General features: G+C 30.0%; 17 protein-coding genes. 2 read left to right on the top strand and 15 right to left on the bottom strand.

Going from position 1 to position 16,802, the window contains the following annotated elements; translation table 11 throughout:
- Positions 1–103: 103 nt before the first annotated feature.
- From AB8U03_RS10470 to AB8U03_RS10520, 11 genes are all read right to left on the bottom strand, one after another.
- Complete coding sequence (locus AB8U03_RS10470) at positions 104–2,002, bottom strand: LTA synthase family protein (RefSeq protein ID WP_369704504.1); 1,899 nt, start codon at positions 2,000–2,002, stop codon at positions 104–106.
- A gap of 159 nt (positions 2,003–2,161) precedes the next feature.
- Positions 2,162–3,688, bottom strand: coding sequence for a HAMP domain-containing sensor histidine kinase (locus AB8U03_RS10475; protein WP_369704505.1), 1,527 nt, complete (start codon positions 3,686–3,688; stop codon positions 2,162–2,164).
- Positions 3,657–4,367, bottom strand: coding sequence for a response regulator transcription factor (locus AB8U03_RS10480; RefSeq protein WP_369704506.1), 711 nt, complete (start codon positions 4,365–4,367; stop codon positions 3,657–3,659). The genes AB8U03_RS10475 and AB8U03_RS10480 overlap by 32 nt, the downstream gene beginning before the upstream one ends.
- 220 nt (positions 4,368–4,587) lie before the next feature.
- On the bottom strand, positions 4,588–4,854 hold the full coding sequence (locus tag AB8U03_RS10485; protein WP_369704507.1) for a hypothetical protein: 267 nt from the start codon (positions 4,852–4,854) through the stop codon (positions 4,588–4,590).
- Between the two features lie 117 nt (positions 4,855–4,971).
- Positions 4,972–5,784, bottom strand: coding sequence for a hypothetical protein (locus AB8U03_RS10490; RefSeq protein WP_369704508.1), 813 nt, complete (start codon positions 5,782–5,784; stop codon positions 4,972–4,974).
- Positions 5,784–6,479 (bottom strand): ABC transporter ATP-binding protein, encoded by a 696-nt coding sequence (locus AB8U03_RS10495; RefSeq protein WP_369704509.1) that lies wholly within the window; start codon positions 6,477–6,479, stop codon positions 5,784–5,786. The genes AB8U03_RS10490 and AB8U03_RS10495 overlap by 1 nt, the downstream gene beginning before the upstream one ends.
- A 2-nt stretch (positions 6,480–6,481) precedes the next feature.
- Complete coding sequence (locus AB8U03_RS10500; RefSeq protein WP_369704510.1) at positions 6,482–6,850, bottom strand: GntR family transcriptional regulator; 369 nt, start codon at positions 6,848–6,850, stop codon at positions 6,482–6,484.
- A 201-nt stretch (positions 6,851–7,051) separates the two neighbouring features.
- Positions 7,052–7,501 (bottom strand): MBL fold metallo-hydrolase, encoded by a 450-nt coding sequence (locus tag AB8U03_RS10505; RefSeq protein ID WP_369704511.1) that lies wholly within the window; start codon positions 7,499–7,501, stop codon positions 7,052–7,054.
- 596 nt (positions 7,502–8,097) lie between these two features.
- On the bottom strand, positions 8,098–9,414 hold the full coding sequence (locus AB8U03_RS10510) for a rhodanese-like domain-containing protein (RefSeq protein WP_369704606.1): 1,317 nt from the start codon (positions 9,412–9,414) through the stop codon (positions 8,098–8,100).
- Positions 9,415–9,617: 203 nt separating this feature from the next.
- Entirely contained in the window at positions 9,618–10,373 is a 756-nt protein-coding gene (gene prdD, locus AB8U03_RS10515) for a proline reductase cluster protein PrdD (RefSeq protein WP_369704512.1), read from the bottom strand.
- A 30-nt stretch (positions 10,374–10,403) separates the two neighbouring features.
- Positions 10,404–11,105 carry a hypothetical protein gene (locus tag AB8U03_RS10520; RefSeq protein WP_369704513.1) on the bottom strand — a complete coding sequence of 234 codons (702 nt, stop codon included), beginning with the start codon at positions 11,103–11,105 and terminating at the stop codon, positions 10,404–10,406.
- Between the two features lie 157 nt (positions 11,106–11,262).
- On the opposite strand from AB8U03_RS10520, the gene AB8U03_RS10525 reads away from it, so the two are divergent.
- On the top strand, positions 11,263–11,925 hold the full coding sequence (locus tag AB8U03_RS10525) for an FMN-dependent NADH-azoreductase (RefSeq protein WP_369704514.1): 663 nt from the start codon (positions 11,263–11,265) through the stop codon (positions 11,923–11,925).
- Positions 11,926–11,976: 51 nt separating this feature from the next.
- Here the strand turns inward: AB8U03_RS10525 and AB8U03_RS10530 are convergent, their stop codons facing one another.
- From AB8U03_RS10530 to AB8U03_RS10545, 4 genes are all read right to left on the bottom strand, one after another.
- The gene (locus AB8U03_RS10530) at positions 11,977–13,074 is read right to left on the bottom strand and encodes an amidase domain-containing protein (RefSeq protein WP_369704515.1); all 1,098 of its coding nucleotides are present in this window, start codon (positions 13,072–13,074) and stop codon (positions 11,977–11,979) included.
- A 130-nt stretch (positions 13,075–13,204) separates the two neighbouring features.
- Entirely contained in the window at positions 13,205–14,107 is a 903-nt protein-coding gene (locus AB8U03_RS10535; protein WP_369704516.1) for a M15 family metallopeptidase, read from the bottom strand.
- A gap of 196 nt (positions 14,108–14,303) precedes the next feature.
- Complete coding sequence (locus AB8U03_RS10540; RefSeq protein ID WP_369704517.1) at positions 14,304–15,452, bottom strand: Coenzyme F420 hydrogenase/dehydrogenase, beta subunit C-terminal domain; 1,149 nt, start codon at positions 15,450–15,452, stop codon at positions 14,304–14,306.
- Between the two features lie 18 nt (positions 15,453–15,470).
- On the bottom strand, positions 15,471–16,328 hold the full coding sequence (locus AB8U03_RS10545) for an alpha/beta hydrolase family protein (protein ID WP_369704518.1): 858 nt from the start codon (positions 16,326–16,328) through the stop codon (positions 15,471–15,473).
- 249 nt (positions 16,329–16,577) lie between these two features.
- Between AB8U03_RS10545 and AB8U03_RS10550 the strand changes: the two genes are divergently transcribed.
- The gene (locus tag AB8U03_RS10550) at positions 16,578–16,751 is read left to right on the top strand and encodes a Spo0E family sporulation regulatory protein-aspartic acid phosphatase (RefSeq protein ID WP_369704519.1); all 174 of its coding nucleotides are present in this window, start codon (positions 16,578–16,580) and stop codon (positions 16,749–16,751) included.
- The last annotated feature ends 51 nt before the right edge of the window (positions 16,752–16,802 follow it).

Below are 16,802 nucleotides of genomic sequence, written 5' to 3' on the forward strand. Positions count from 1 at the left end.
ATATCAGTATGAGTAAATAAAATACCACATCATAGAAAAATCATCTACGATGTGGCTTGTTATTCTAGATATAATGATATCATACTCTAAATATACTATTCATTTAATTTCCCTTTTCCTGATCAAATGTATTTATCAAATTATGATTCAACAAATCATCTGAATACTCTAATTCCTTTGTGTACTCATTTTTTTCATTTTTCAGTTCCTCAGTTTCATTTACTTTAGTTCCAGATTTTAAATTGTAATAGGTGTTAGACCAAGATACGTATAAATTTTGTCCATCTATAAAAGATCCATTTCTAAAAATAACTTTTTGACTAGTACCATTTAACATGTCATTTCCGAACATATAGTTTTTAGGCAAATTATACATATTAGCTAAGGTTGGATATAAATCCATCTGGCCAGTATACTTATGATTTACCCCTGCATATTCATCACCTGGAAAATGCAGTAGTAAAGGTACCTTCTGATATTTAAACCATGTATAATCATCGCTATTGCTTTCATTTTCAAATTTAAAAAGCTGCTGGGCATTGTCTTTTGGAATAGCAAAATGATCTCCATATAATGCTATAATAGAATTTTGCATTATTCCATCCTTCTCAAGATTATCTAAAAATTCACCTAGTTGTGCATCTGTATAATGTATGGCTTTTAAATAATTGCCAATGAATGTTCCTTCATACTCACCTACATTAAAATCTCCATACTTGTCCACAGCTTCATAGGGAAAGTGGCTTGTTAAGGTAACTAGAAAAGAATAATAAGGTTGTTTAAAACTTTTCATTTTTTCCAAAGATTGATTTAAAAAGGATTTATCACTTAGCCCTAGTCCAATTTTTTCATCAACATTAAAGCTGTGCTCTCCAAAAAAATCATCAAAACTCTGGGCTTTATACATAACATTTCTATTCCAGAACCCCTCACTATTTCCATGAAGAGCTGCAGTATAATAATTTTTATCTTTCAGAGAACTTGCCAGAGAATCATATTTGTCACCACTATAAGTATAATAGGCAGCTCCCGATTGTGCCGGATAAAGTGAATTGTTGGACATAAACTCTGCATCTGATGTATTTCCCCCTGCAACCTGATAAAAATAATTGTCAAAATACATACATTTATTTACCCATTTATTTAAGTTTGGCGTTATTTCCTGACCATTTACCTTTTGATTTATTACAAAACCCTGAAGAGCTTCTACCTGAATTACTATCAGATTTTTTCCTTCTCCTATACCCTTGAAATTGCTTTCATCTGTATCTTTATTGTTATTCTGCAAAAATGTCTTAATATCTTTTTCTTTTTGATCAGGCAATTTCTTTGAATTCTTAATACTATTACTTATGTAATTATAAGAATCCACTAGATGGAAATCAACGTCTCCTATCATATTAGTTAAGTATATCCTGTTACTCATAGACGTAAGCAATGTAGGCTGCTGTTTAGAAACCCTATAAAAAACACTTGCATTAATCCCAAATCCCAATACAAATATTATCAAAAAACTCAATAATCTTTTGGGTAAAGGCTTTATATTTTTTTTCTTTTTTTTATAAATTCTTGCCACAGGAAGCAAAATGAACAAATCCAATAGATAATAAAGATCCTTAACACTAGCTACGCTGCTGACACTGGACGACACCCCCTGTAACAACTTTGCATTTCTTATAGCAGCCACTGTAGTAATATCTTTAAAATACCTATAATACATCAAATCTGCTATAAGTATTGCACTTAATACAATATCAGCTATATATAAAAAACTAATCCTGGTTTTTTCCTTAAAAGCAAATGAAAAACTTGTTAATATTAATATCGATGCGGCTATTGGAAAGATTACAGATTTATTTAAATAGCCTGAAGATATATCTTTTTCATAAGACATAAGTTTTACAAAAACTATACTGCAAAATAAAATTATATCTATGTTATTAAACAATAAATTAAGTACTCTGCCAAATATTTTATTGTCTTTAACATCTGGAAATCTCATTTTTTTTCCTCTTTTCTAAGTAGGTATTTTTAAACTTTCAAAGTGAATTTTACAGTATTTAAGTGACACTTACATGACAAGTTTATTAATAATTTGTTAATAAATCCATAACCTATTATTAATAAACCTACCAGCTTTATATTTTATTTGTAGAAAATTTTATGCTTTAACAATTATAAAATAAAATTTAACCCCATTATCTGTATTTTTAACACCATACTCATATCCATGCAGCTCCAATATATTCTTGACTATAGCAAGACCGATACCGGTACCGCCTAATTCCCTATTTCTTGATTTATCTACCTTATAAAAATTATCCCAGATTTTATTTATATCTTCATCTGGTATATTATTCCCAGTATTCTCTACAGATACAATAGCCCTGTTTCCAATATCTATTATGGAAAAACTTATATTGCCACCTTTTTCTGTATTTTTTATAGCATTAGTAGTAAAATTATCTATAACTTGTTCTATCCTGTTCCAATCGGCATTTACCTTAACCTGTTTCATCATATTAAAATCAACCGTTATATTTTTATCCTTTACAACTTTTAAAAATTTTTTGCATACAGAACTTATAAGCTCATCTATAAAAAATTCTTCCCTATCCAATTTAAGAACTCCAGATTCAAGGTGGGATAAATTTAACATATCTGCTACTAAATTTGCCATCTTGTTGCTCTCATCTATTATAATATCAATATAATAATCTTTTTCATTAGCTTTAAATATATTATCCTTCAAGCCCTCTGCATAGCCTTCTATTAGATTTATAGGAGTTTTAAGTTCATGGGAAATGGAGGCTACAAATTCTTTTCTAACTTTTTCTATTTTTCTTTCCCTCTCTATATCCTTCTCCAATTTTATATTAGCTGTTTTAAGGGAGGTTAAAGCTTTATCTAAATTACGAGATAAAAAATTCAGAGTATTTGCCAAATTCCCTATTTCATCCTCATTTTTGATATTGCATTTTTCAGAGAAATCAAGTGATGCCATCTTTTTTGCAGTATCATTTAACTTGACTAGAGGTTTTGACACCATATTTGTATATATCAGAGAAAGTATTAAAATCAATACTACTGCACCTATATAAAAATAAAAGTAAAATTCTTTTATTACAGAAGATGCTTCATCCACCGGTTGAAGGGAAGTTACTGCAAATATTATTTCTTCCTTTTTATTATTGGGAATAGCTGTAAGAATATTTTTTGTTCCATTGATTTGCCTATCCGTAATCACAGTTATAGATCTATTATATTTTTTCATTTCATTAAATAAATCAGAATCCTCAGTCCATCTTATTATAATATCATTTATAATTTTTATTCTAACCGCATCATAGTTTTCACTGTTCAATTTTGTTATAAATTTTATTTTACCACTCTTATCCATTATAACCAATTTGGCATTATTATCTTCCTCAAATCTCCTGATAAGGTCTATTACTTCATTTTCGTCTTTTGCTTTATTATAAGCCATATTAAATTTTTGAGTTTCATCCTGTAGATTTCTTTCTTTTCTGTTTATATAGAATTTACCAAAAAATAATGACTGAAAAATCAAAGTGCTGCTTATAAAAATTATAAATACTAATGAAGTTATTACAAATAATTTCCATGTTATATTCTTTCTTACTTTTAAAATGAATCTATTTCTCCAAAAAATGCTTTTTATCTTCATTGTTTTTTACCTCAAATTTATAACCAATTCCTCTAACCGTAGCTATTAAATAGGATTTAATTCCTAATTTTTCTCTCAGTCTTTTAACATGAGTATCCACTGTTCTAAGATCTCCATAATAGTCCATTCCCCATATAGAATCTAAAATTTTTTCTCTACTTAAAACTATATTTTTGTTTTTTATCAAATAACATAATAGCTCAAATTCTTTTGGCGAAAGATATACAATTTCCCCGTCTATTTTCACCTCATGGCCTTCTTCATTTATAAAAATACCATCATAAATATTTTCTTTTATAGAATCATTTTCATCATCATAGGTTCTTTTTAAAAGCGCCTTTATTTTAGCTACTAAAATTTTAGGACTTATAGGCTTGGTTACATAACTATCCGTTCCCAGTTGAAATCCTAAAAGTTGATCTTCATCTTCAGCTCTGGCAGTAAGCATAATTATTGGAACATTTGAAATCTTTCTAAGTTTTTTACACACTGTCCATCCATCCATTATAGGCATCATTATATCCAGTACCACTAAATCCACATGGTTTTCTTTAAATTGTCTAAGCGCCTCTCTTCCATCTCCTGCTAAAATAACATTTAATCCTTCTTTTTTCAAATATGCCTCTATGAGAATTCTCATTCTCTGTTCATCATCTACCATCAAAATAGTTTTATTCATTACGCATATCTCCTAAATATATTATTTTAATAGAAACTTCACATATTCACATCGATATATTGATTTACTATATACTTTCTATAATCTGTATTTTACAGATTAATTATTAATTTACATTAATATAATATAGGAAATGAGATAATTTGTACAGCACTCATAGAAAAATCATTTAGAAGGGGCTATCCTTTTTTAAGATAACCCCTTCTAATATTTTAAGCCATTAATTTTTTTTACTGAGATAGTTGTTGTAGATATTTTCAAGATATCTATCGGGTTCAGGCATTGGATAACTTTTTCCCTTTTTCCTCAATTTCTTATGTTCGTTATAACGTTTGACTATTCTATCCCAATCTTCAGGATAATTTTGCTTAAATGCTTCTATAAATTCTTCCAAACTGGAACCTTCTTTTAAATCAGCAAATACTTTTTGAATTTTATTTGTTTTGTCTTTTATTATTTCTGATTTTGAAACATGTATTTTTCCCATAATACATCACAACCCCTCTCTCTATTTATATTCTCCCAATTTTAATTAAATCCTCTAATATTTATAAAATTTAAATTATTTTTAATTAAATATACTTTTTTAGAAAATAAATTGAACTTACAAATCCAATTTATTTTCTATAAGATAGGATGTGGCATAAAACATTGCTACCATTAAAATTACAGATATAATCATCAAAGATATATTAAGATTAACTCCTGAGGAAAAAACATTATTGGAGTTAGTAAGAGTATTTCCCATATTTATCCATGATCCTTTATTACCATTGTCAAATATCCTTAATGTAAAACTTTGAGGGAATATATTGGAAAACACATCCTCTATTTTACTTTGTGCTAAACACAGTACTATAAATATGGCGAATGTACCTATTTTACCCAATTTTCTATTTTTTATGGCAACCCTTCCAAGAGTCAGGGATAAATATACAGTAAGCAAAAATGTGACATATACTATTAATGCCCCCAATATAGCATATATTATAAATTGTGGAGTTATAGAACTAAAAATCTGTGTAAATGTTATTTTCATATCAAATACAAATCCTTGAGTAAGTTTTAATATCTCAATTAAAATAGCTGTAAAGGCCACTACCACAACAGATACTATTAAATATTGTAAAAGAGCTGTTATGAGCTTATTCATCAGTATATTTTTTCCGCTTTTAGGTGTAGTAAAAACCAGATATGCTGTATTCTCATAGATATCTCTGCTAAATAGCCTTATATTCCATATTACAACTACTATTCCTGCTGCAAAACTTATAGCCAGATTCAAAAAAATTATAATATTAGAATCCCATACATTTATTCTGGTAAGCAACAATATATTTAAAATTATTATAGTACAAATCATTATTATGAAATCTTTAAAACAACCTTGTAGATCATATTTTATAAATTTAAACATTATTTAAACACCTCACGATATATTTCATCTATAGACATTTTCTTCTCCGCCCTAAGTTCTTCAGCGTTGCCAAATAATATTATTTTACCTTCAGATATAAAGGCCACATCATCAAACAATCTTTCAATATCACTTACCAAATGTGTAGTTATAAGTATGGAACTGTCTTCTGTATAATTTTCAAGTATAGCATCCAATATCTTTTCCCTAGTTGTAGGATCTACTCCTCCTAAAGGTTCATCCAATACATAAAGTTGTGACTTTCTTGACAGCACCAATGTAAGGTACAATTTTTCACTCATGCCTTTTGACAATTCCTTAACCTTACTATCTTCACTCAATTCCATAAACTTCAGAAGTTCCTGCGCCTTTTTTCCGTCAAAATCTTCATACATATCTTTAAAAAAAGCTATAGCATCCTCTATTCTCATCCATTTATAAAGATAATCCCTATCAGGCAAATATGAGACTTGAGCTTTTGTCTTTATTCCCGGTTTATTTCCATTTATAAATATTTCTCCAGAACTTGGTCTCAATATTCCTGCTGCAATTTTTAAAAATGTAGTTTTACCACTTCCATTTGGTCCTAAAAGTCCTGTTATCTTACCTTTTTTAATTTCTAAATTAACTCCATTTAAAGCAGTTTTTCTAAAATAAGATTTTTTCAAATCAGTGCACTTTAGTATTGTTTCCATTTTTATATATCCTCCTGTATCTTTTCTTTTACGATTTTAACTATCTCACCCGAGGAAAATCCCAAGTCTTTCATGCCTTTTATAAAATTACATATGATATATTGTGCCATTTCTTTCTTTAATTTCTCTATCATGGATATATCCTCCTTTACAAAGGTACCCATACCTCTTTGTTTATAGGTAATACCCTGCCTTTCCAATTCTTTATAAGTCCTCTGAACAGTATTTGGATTCACTTTAAGTTTTGCAGACATTTCCCTTACAGAAGATAGTTTGTCTCCAGGCTTCAACTCTTCACTTACTATTCTTCTCTTTATAATATTCATTATTTGAATGTATATTGGTATATTAGGATCAAATTCAGCATCCATTTTATCACCTCCATGTAAAAGTCATTGGATTTAGTGTTCTAATATAATAATACACTAGTAATATATTATTGTCAATACATATAATTTGACTTATACTGTTTGTCCACAAATTGATTTTAATCCTCTTATATTTAAAATATAGGGATTTAATTAACAGTTCATTTTTTACTAAAATCAATCAATGTCAGTTTTTAATATGATTTATACAAATAAGATACTATCGTTTACTATATAAGAAATAACTCCTTTTTTATGTCCTGGAAACACAATCGATTTTATTTTTATCTTTCCTATATTAATTTCATCTCCGTCATGAAGTTTTTCACACTTTATATTTGTGGTATCTTCAATATAAAAGGACCTGTTGGGGAATTTCTTTATAGATATATCTGCTGAAAAATAGATATTTGCATTTTTAAATAATTTAATACCCCCCGTATGATAAAAATTAGGGTAAGTTAAAAATATCCCGGAAACAGATTGAGGATGAATATTTATTTTTTTCATCTCTCTATTTATGATAGAGGGAATAAATCCTGTATTAAAGCATATAGTAGTTTCACAGTCAGAATACATAAAAAAATTAGAAATTAACGTTCTAACTACATATATATTTCCTGTTAGCTTTTGGGTCTTACTCAATTTAAACAATATGTATTTCCTCCTAATTCCATCATATCTTTCTTTTTTATATAATAAAATATATTCTTACTGTAGCATATCCTTCTTTTATTAATTTATACATTTAAAATAACTGTATATTGCAGTTATTTTATAAGTGAAAAAATATTTAGAAAATCTTCATAAAAAATAACAGATAAATAGTTGTAACTATCTATCTGTTATTTTTTCTATAAAAAAATAAATTTTATCAACTGCATAATCAATATAATAATATATATTATATTGATTATAAAATAACATATTATTTTATCTGAATTAAACTCAATTGCAAATAAAATCATAAGTAAATTTATCGTTATAAAGAATATACAGTTTCTGCTATGATTTTTATAAATTTTCATAGTAACTATTATAAACAAAATTAGGATCAGTACTAAAGTCCCGATAATTTTACCTCTCATAAAAAATTTATCATATATTTCATTTTCATACACAAGCCATCGCATTACACCCATTTTTTCATTGGATAAATACCATATGCCCGCTGAAAATAAAATAAGGCACCCTTGAATAAGGGAAAGAAATTTTTTAAAAATAACTCTGATTTTCATTATCCATGCCTCTTATTTCTTTGGTTCTCCTGTCTCTATTGGATTAGGAGCATTTCCTGTATTTCCACTCCATTCATTCCATCCACCATCATAGAGAGAAATATTTTTTAATCCCATTACATCTGCGTAAGTTAATACCTCTGCTGCTCTCCATCCTGTTCCACAGAAAAAGGCTAATCTTTCATCTGGTGTAATTCCCCATTCTTTCCACATAGCAAGTATTTCATCTTTATTTCTCATTGTGTTGTCCAAATTTCTATAATCCTGTAAATTTGAAGAATCTGTACCAGCATGTCCCCAAACTGCCCCTGCTGGACGTCCCTTTGGCTTTATATAATCATATCCAGAAACTTTTCCTATATACTCATCCCAGCTTCTTATATCTACTAATTTACTACCCTGTTTATCCGCTAATATTTCCTTGGCTTGTGGTAAATCAATAATATAATCTTTATTTACAGGCACTGTTGCTCCAAAAGAACTTACTGGTACCTTTGGATTTGAAGTTTTTTGCAGCGCATATCCTGCATTTTGCCATTTAGTAAATCCTCCATTTAACACTCTAACATCTTTAACACCCATATATTTCAGTATTACAGCAACTCTAAAAGATGGCATGGAATCAGTCCCATACAATACAACTGTAGTATCTGTAGTTATTCCATTATTCTCTGCAAATTTTTGAAGTCTATCATCAGACAAACGATTCCATAAAGGTCCTTCTTCTACCTCATCTGTATTTATATGTACAGCTCCTTTTATATATCCTTTTTTCAAATAATCCGGAGATTTTGATTCATCCCCCCAAGATACTTCAAAAATTTTGTATTTATTCCCATTATATGTTTCCGGTTTTTTACCATCTACTAAATCTTTTACCCAAGAAGCTGGAACCAGTTCCTGATAGTTTGGATAGGATTCCATAGGAAGACTAGCATCTTCAGCCCAGTCTTTTACATCATAAGTATATAAATTTTTATATCCTTTTTTAGATAAGTACTTGGCAACTTCAACATTATCTTTTCCATTCGCTGCATAAAGTACTACATTTTTTTCCGAAGATATCTTTTTGGTTTTTAATGCCTCTTCCAATTTCTTGTTCCTATCTTTATCATTAACTTTTAACCAAGCAGCTGAAAAATCTACAGCTCCTTTTATATGTCCTCCTCTTTTTACGCCATCTAATTTCCAACCATTATAAGCATCATTTTCTCTAGTGTCAACTACTATCCAGTTACTTTTACCTAAATTATTCTTTACTTCTTTAGTAGAAATACTCTTATAACCTTCACCACCCTTACTCTGCTGCCCATTATTACATGCAGACATTGCAAATACAAAAAGCAACAAAATAAAGGGAATAATTATATATCTAATATTCTTCTTCATTGCCATACCTCATTTCAACTATAATTTTATACATTAAAACATTTACATTTTACTATCTAGGACAATTTCAATCAAATAAAACATTATTATAGTTTGAGGTCTTATTATTATACTTCCTTATAGTCGTTAATCTTGCTATAAATTTAAGTCATAGCTCTTAAAGCACCATCTCTATACTGATTTGGTGTTAAAACTACAGGCATATTTCCCATGTCTATAATTGATCTGCCACCTATAAATCCACAGGGCTCATGGGGAAAAAGCTGATTATCATACATAGATCCCTGTCCTGCAACCTGCTTTATTATAATCACCTTTTTCTTATCATTAGGTTTTAGCCTGTTTGCAAATTCATGGGTTTGACTGCACAAATCTGGATTCAGGCTTTTCAGTTCATCTCTCATCTCCTGAATTATCTTATCACTTACCCTGTGTACAGCACTAGGTCCCGTCCTTGGAATTCCATTCTTATATTTTAAGAGCACGTCTATATTAATTATAATATCCTCATCAGATGGAGTACCACTTCTATTAAAATACACAATATCTTTTAAAACCCCCGGAGCCCATCCGAACTTTCCAACTGTCTGTTTACACTCATCAGATCCTGTAAGCATGACTACAACACCAGTTATAAGATAAGTTGTACCTTCTCCCAGCTTCCCATCTACTTTAACAGCTATAGGGAAAAAATCCATTATGGAGTTTACATATATATTATGATCCTGAGGTCTAATTATTTTGATCTTTATATCTCTTACCCTGACTTCATCCTTTAAAATATCCCTTTCTATATTTTTTCTTATAAAAAGGGCATTTTGTGAAATATAAGTTTTATTGGCAAAATCCACTTTATTTATATTAAAAGATTTAATAATTAATTTTTCAGATCCATTCATACAATCACCACCTTAGTATTCATGCTAAAATTAAAGCCCCCGCTTCCTTAAATACTTTTTAGTCCATGGACACACTTCAATGCATTTCCCACATATAGTATCTTTTATTCCCTTTGCCTTGCATATTTTATCAGCCATATTTTTGCACTTAAAAGCATCAAAAAAATTTTCTCTTTTAAACCCGATTCTCCAGTTTATTCCCAGCGGCGCTCCTGCCGGGCAAAAGTCTTTACAGATATGGCAGTTTCCACAATAGGACTTATCTATGGGTATTTCTGTTTTTAATTTAGCATCAGTTAAAAGTGATGAAAATCTAACAGCTGAACCAAATTCTTTAGTTACCAGCAAGGCACATTTACCTATCCACCCCATCCCTGCTCTTGTAGCAACTGTCTTATGAGGAAGAGTTGTATAAAGGGATTCCCAATTCACTTCAACTTTTGAAGTAGTTTTTAGAAGTGTATTGTACCCTGCACTTTGTAATATTTGCCCTGCATGCTCTACTAAAGTATCCAACTTATTATTTACCCTGTTGTATTCTTCATGGTATTCTTTTGTAGGCCCATCTCCAATATTACAAATTATAAATGGATTCAATGCCACTGCTATGGATATTCCATAGGTCATTTTGTTTAATCTGCTTTCTTCTACATCTCTTAAATCCGCAAATTTAACCATAGAGGCCCCGCTTTTAAATAGTTCCTTTTTTAAAGTAAAACCTAAATCCCCCATAATCTTCTCCTTAAAATAATCTTAATATATATTATCCAATGATTCTATAAAAATTTCAAGTTAAATTTTTATTTTTAATCAATAGCATAAATTAAGATTATAAGTTAAAAATAATTAATAGAATATCATTCAATATTCTTATGAGGAGGCATAAAAATTGAAAAAACTATTATATATTACTGCAAACACAAAACCTGAAGAAACATCCATCAGTAAAACTGTAGGAAGACGTTTTATAAATAATTTTATATCCGAAAGTAAAAATTATACTGTAGAAGAATTAAATTTATACAACGAAAACATTCCTGAAATAAACGATAGGATATTTAAAGGCAGGGGCCAATTGGCTTCCGGAGCTGATTATAATAACTTATCGGAAGAAGATAAAAAATCAGTAGACAGAATTAACACACTCTGTGATCAATTTTTAAGCGCAGATACCTACGTAATCGCAGCTCCAATGTGGACTTTAAGCTATCCCTCAAGGCTCAAGTCATATTTGGACTGCATTATGGTAAATGACAAAATTATCAAAATATCTCAAGAAGACGTAATTGGTCTTTTAGATGACAAAATACGAAACATGGTTTATATTCAATCCTGCGGATCAGTTTACCCTAAAATATTTAATTCCAAATTCAACCATGCTATTGATTATTTTAGGGATGTATTTAAATTTCTAGGTATAAATAAATTTGAACATATACTGGTAGAAGGTACGGATCCATCTTCTGTTGGTGCTGCTAAAGCCATGGAAAATACTCAAAAAGATATAGAAAATGTGGTGAATAAGTTTTCTAAAGACACTTCAACTGTATAATGCAAATAAAATTATCATGATTAAAAATCATGATAATTTTATTTTATATCCTTAATAATTCACATGCACCAGCCAAAATTTTATATTTTTATCACTCCATCCTAAATCCCATGGAACCCTGTTTCTATCTGTATTATGACAGCTCACCAGCATATATCCTCTAGAATCTGCATCTGTTACCACCGAAATATGAGTAATGTCTCCTTTTTTTTCATAAGCTATAAAATCCCCGGGAAGAAGTTTATAGGATGCCTTATATACTTTTTCATAACTTCCATGGGCAATAACCGATGCTCTTCCGCTGTATATCATATAGTCTTTAAAGCCATCGGCATTCAACCAGGAACTTGTGGCTCCCGATCTGTCATAATTCCACATAGAATTTTTTTTAAACTTTCCACCTTCATGTAATACTTGAGATGCAAAGTTGGCACAATCTCCACCTTGAGAGTTATAGTTTCTATATTTTTTATTATAAGTATATCCATATTGCTCTTCCGAGGCTATGCCACAATATTTACCTGCATATTCCATGGAAGATTTTCTTCTATCCGTTATATTGGAAAAATCTTTTTTACTTTGAGATAATATATACTGTTTTACAGAGTCACCCTTTAAATTATCCAAATTCAGAGAATCCGCAAATGGATCCTTATACCACTCTTTTGTAATAATCCATCTACCATCTTTTTTTGCAATATTTATTACATGAGAGGTTCCAATTCGGCAGCTGTTTACAGACTTTGGCGCATCTTCATATATATATTTATATTCTGTGGAACATATTAAATTTACAGAAAATTTATCATCCTTTTTTCTCACTCTCTTAATTACTATATTGGGGATAATTTTAGTAAATTTTACTCCTTGTTTTTCCTCCCAATTTTTTAGATATTTCATTTTTTTCTCTTCGTGTTCATAGGCCCATGTACCATATCTTGTATTTTTATCATAACTGGATTCTATAAGCTTTAAATCTCCATTTAATATGGCTTCATTTCTATCCTCAAATATTTTTTTTGTGGAATTTACAATTTCATTTTTTTCATCAATTTCTTCTCCCTGTATATTTTCAAAAGGGCATGTAAAAAATATAACTAAAATTATCATTATGATTTTTAGAACTCTTTTTATTAGGAAATGTTTCATAAGTCATACTCCTCATACAATTTAATAGTAGATTAAAATTTATATAATTTGTACACTTATTGTACCCAATTGCAATAATAATCACCCTGTAAATTTTAATGAAAACTTCATATTTATTACAAAATCCCCATTATAATTTTTTATCGATTTTTTCAATATAGCTTTTTACCAACTTATCTTTACAGGGAGCACCTTCATACCAATAGCTTTCATTTTTGCTTTTATCTCCAAAATACCTGGCTTTTAGAATTATTTCCGGTCTGTATTCAAAATGCAATGTGTCAAAATGACTCCATTTTCCACCCCATACAAAATTATTTTTTTCAAATATCTCCACAATTTCTTTAGGATATTCTCTTATTCTACAGCTTCCTTCCTCTTTAGATACCCACTTCCAATAATCCCTTCTGTCTCTCGCTAGATCAATAGCTATCCCAAAAGAATGTGGGCTTAATAAACCGGTTCCTGAAATACACCTGTAGTTGAAGGTACCGCTGCTTGGAAACAGACATCTTGAAATATCTGAGCTTTTTTGTGCAAGAGGCATAAGTTCCTTCATTGCATTTTCAAGGGATCTTGAAGCTCCATTATTGCCATTAAACTGAAGCCTTCTATATCCAAGGCTGGCCATCTTAAGATTTGACTCCACAGAACTTTTATTGTTACCATAAGTCTCTTTTAATAGAGAATAAACCCGGAACCTTCCAGGGTCAAAATTTTTTTCTACAACTCCATCTATAGCTTTCAATGGATAGGATTGCTCCATCATATCCTGCAAATCTGTATTTTGAAATTTTTCTTCGAAATTTTTTTTCTTCTTATCATCATACAAGATTTTTTTGCCAGACCTCATAATTATATATACACTGCTGCTTTTATCTTTTTCCACATCTGCAATATATTCCGGATAGGCCATCATAAGACATAAAATATCCTGTTTTGTTACAATATCATAGTCCTTTGAAGCAGCTTTTCCAGGTATATTAATACATATACAAAAAAATATAGCCAGTATAACCACATTTTTTTTCATAAACTGAATCACTCCAACTTCATCAAGTTATTCTCGAGTTCAGGTGGAATTTGCACATAAGGGATGCTTTTCATACCTGAATCTTAGAAGAAATTATCAATAATACCAAAATACCAAAGCAGCTTATTGAATTTCTAGCTTTATTGTATGTACATATATTCAGTTTATGCATTGGACCCATAATAGAACTGATAATTTATTTATCCAGTACATATCTTTTAGTTTTATTTATGTAATTTTCTGCAATATATATAAAACCTCTTTTTTTCACTGTCTTTAAAATTTCTTCCCTATTTTTACGCATATTTAGAAATCCGTTGCAAATACGTGAATTGCCCTTTAGCGCTTCAGACAATTTTCTAGGGTGGAGGTCAATTTTATTTTTACTATATAACTTCTCTAAAAATTTTTCTCCTCTATGGTTATTTGCTATAACCACAGAAACTCCTCTTTCATCCATAATTTCCTGGGGAGCTTTCCAGAAGTCTCCTATAGTTACGTCACCTACTCTTGGTATAGATGCAAATTTACAATCATAGCAGGATAAATTTGAATACAAATCACAGATAAATCCATGAAAAAATGGATCTTTTCTTGTGATACATTTGTATATTTTACCATTACCCATTTTTGCTTTCACACCATATTTTGACCATCCATTGGCCTTGTCCCTAAAATTATAAGAAACGACTTCATCATTATTTGATATATACTTAATATACTCATCAAAAACTACCTTAGATGGAACTCCATGACAAAGTACATCTACAATCAATAGATTTTCACTATTTGTAAAAGTTCTTAAAGCTGCTGCCTGACAGGGCGTTCCTGTAAAAAGAACCTTTTTACCTTCAGTTTCAGCTGCTTTTACAACTTCTAGATAAATACCTTCCAGATTGCTCTGGATATATTTAGAACTTCTCAATTTGGAAAGTCCCTTCCTGTCTTTTATCTGTAAATGCTTCACGGATAAATCTTTTTCCCATGCAGCCCCAAATACAATTCCCCCTGCTTCTATAATTTCCTGAGCCATTTCAGTAAAAATTCCTCCTGAGGAACTTTCAAATCTTACCTTATCATCTCTGGAAAATGAGGCATAAACTTTTACGTAATTTTCTCCAAAATTATGTGATTTAAAGTTTAAAACAGGGCAGTTTAAAGCACATTTACCGCATTTGATACATCTTTCAGTATCAATTTCGGGAAAATAAAAACCTTCTTGTGAAAGTGTCATTTTGATAGCTTTAAATTTACAGCTATTTTCACATCCAAAACAACCTGTACATTTTTCCTTTGTCAAAATGCTAAAAGCAGGTTCTCCTTTAAATCTGACATTTTCATTCATTTGTACTACTCCTTTTTATTATTGATTTAAAGTATGGGATTCAATTTCTTGTTCCTGAAGCCAGATCAATACTTCCTTAGCAAGAGCTATTCTTTTAGCAGAAAAAGAATGATTTCCATCTAAAATTACCTCTTTAAGATGAATTCCCTGTTTTTTCAGTGCTTTCACAAGAGGCATATAATGCTCATCTATAGGCGCTATTATATCTTTTTTTGCTCCAATCATTAATATAGAATGGGTTTTTAAACTTTCTGCTATATTAAGTAAATTCCATTTGTACTTGTTTTCTATAATGCTTTCCATAAAATTCTCAACAGTTATACCATTAAGCGGTATGACGGCCTTTTCCCATTTTTTAATGGCGGAATCTATTAAAAAATTATTTTTGGAAATATTCTCTCCATACAGTCCAAAGTTAAATCCGGCAATACATCCTACTGACTTTATTTCAGCATGATTTGCTGCAGTCATGAGAGCACTAAAGCCTCCCAAGCTATGTCCAATTAAGATTATGTTTTCGCCATCAACTCTATAGCTCTCCCTGGAAAACCTTGATTTCAAAAAATCAATTGAAGATTCTACATCCTCCAGTACGTGATTTATAGAATAATCTCCTTTGCTTCCCCAACTGCCTCTATAGTGGAATATCAATACGTTATAACCACTTCTCAGCAAAACATGAGCAAGATCAAAGTTTTGTTCATATCCGGGAAACCCATGTAATAAAATTATTGTTTTATGAGGGCCTATGCCCTGTGCCACATGCATTATTCCCATGATCTCAGATCCATTACTGTTAAAATCAACTCCCTGTACCATTGCTGGATACTTTTCATCTAATTCCTTTGGATCTTCCCATATAGCTTTAAAATTCATATAATCACCCTGCTTTCCGATTTATATTGATACTTATATCTTACCAAAATTCATCACTATTGTTAATCTCTCAGTTTCTATTCCTAAAAGTCTTTATATAAATCAGCTATTTGCAATTAAATATTATTTGCAAATAGCTGATTTATTGTGTAGAATTAAATATATAATTGATTTTGCATACTAGGCTTATATGAATAATAAAAGTTTTGACGGACATTAAAATATAAAATATAAATTGGGGTGTTAAATTTGTCAAGGGAAAAAATTTATATATTAAAAAGGCAACTTAATTTATTGATTCACCAAAATACAAGTTCAGATAAGCTTCTGGAGATAAGTGAGAGGCTGGATGAGGCATTAGAAGAATTTATGTATGAAAACCTAAAAAGTACAACAGACCCTAAAAATGTTTCTAACAAATAGTTTACCTCATAATTGTTCTCTCTAATAATTTATTTCAGGAAAATTTAAAAT

Origin of the sequence: Clostridium moutaii, from assembly GCF_041205085.1 — a bacterium.
In the GTDB taxonomy this organism is placed as follows: domain Bacteria; phylum Bacillota; class Clostridia; order Clostridiales; family Clostridiaceae; genus Clostridium_B; species Clostridium_B moutaii.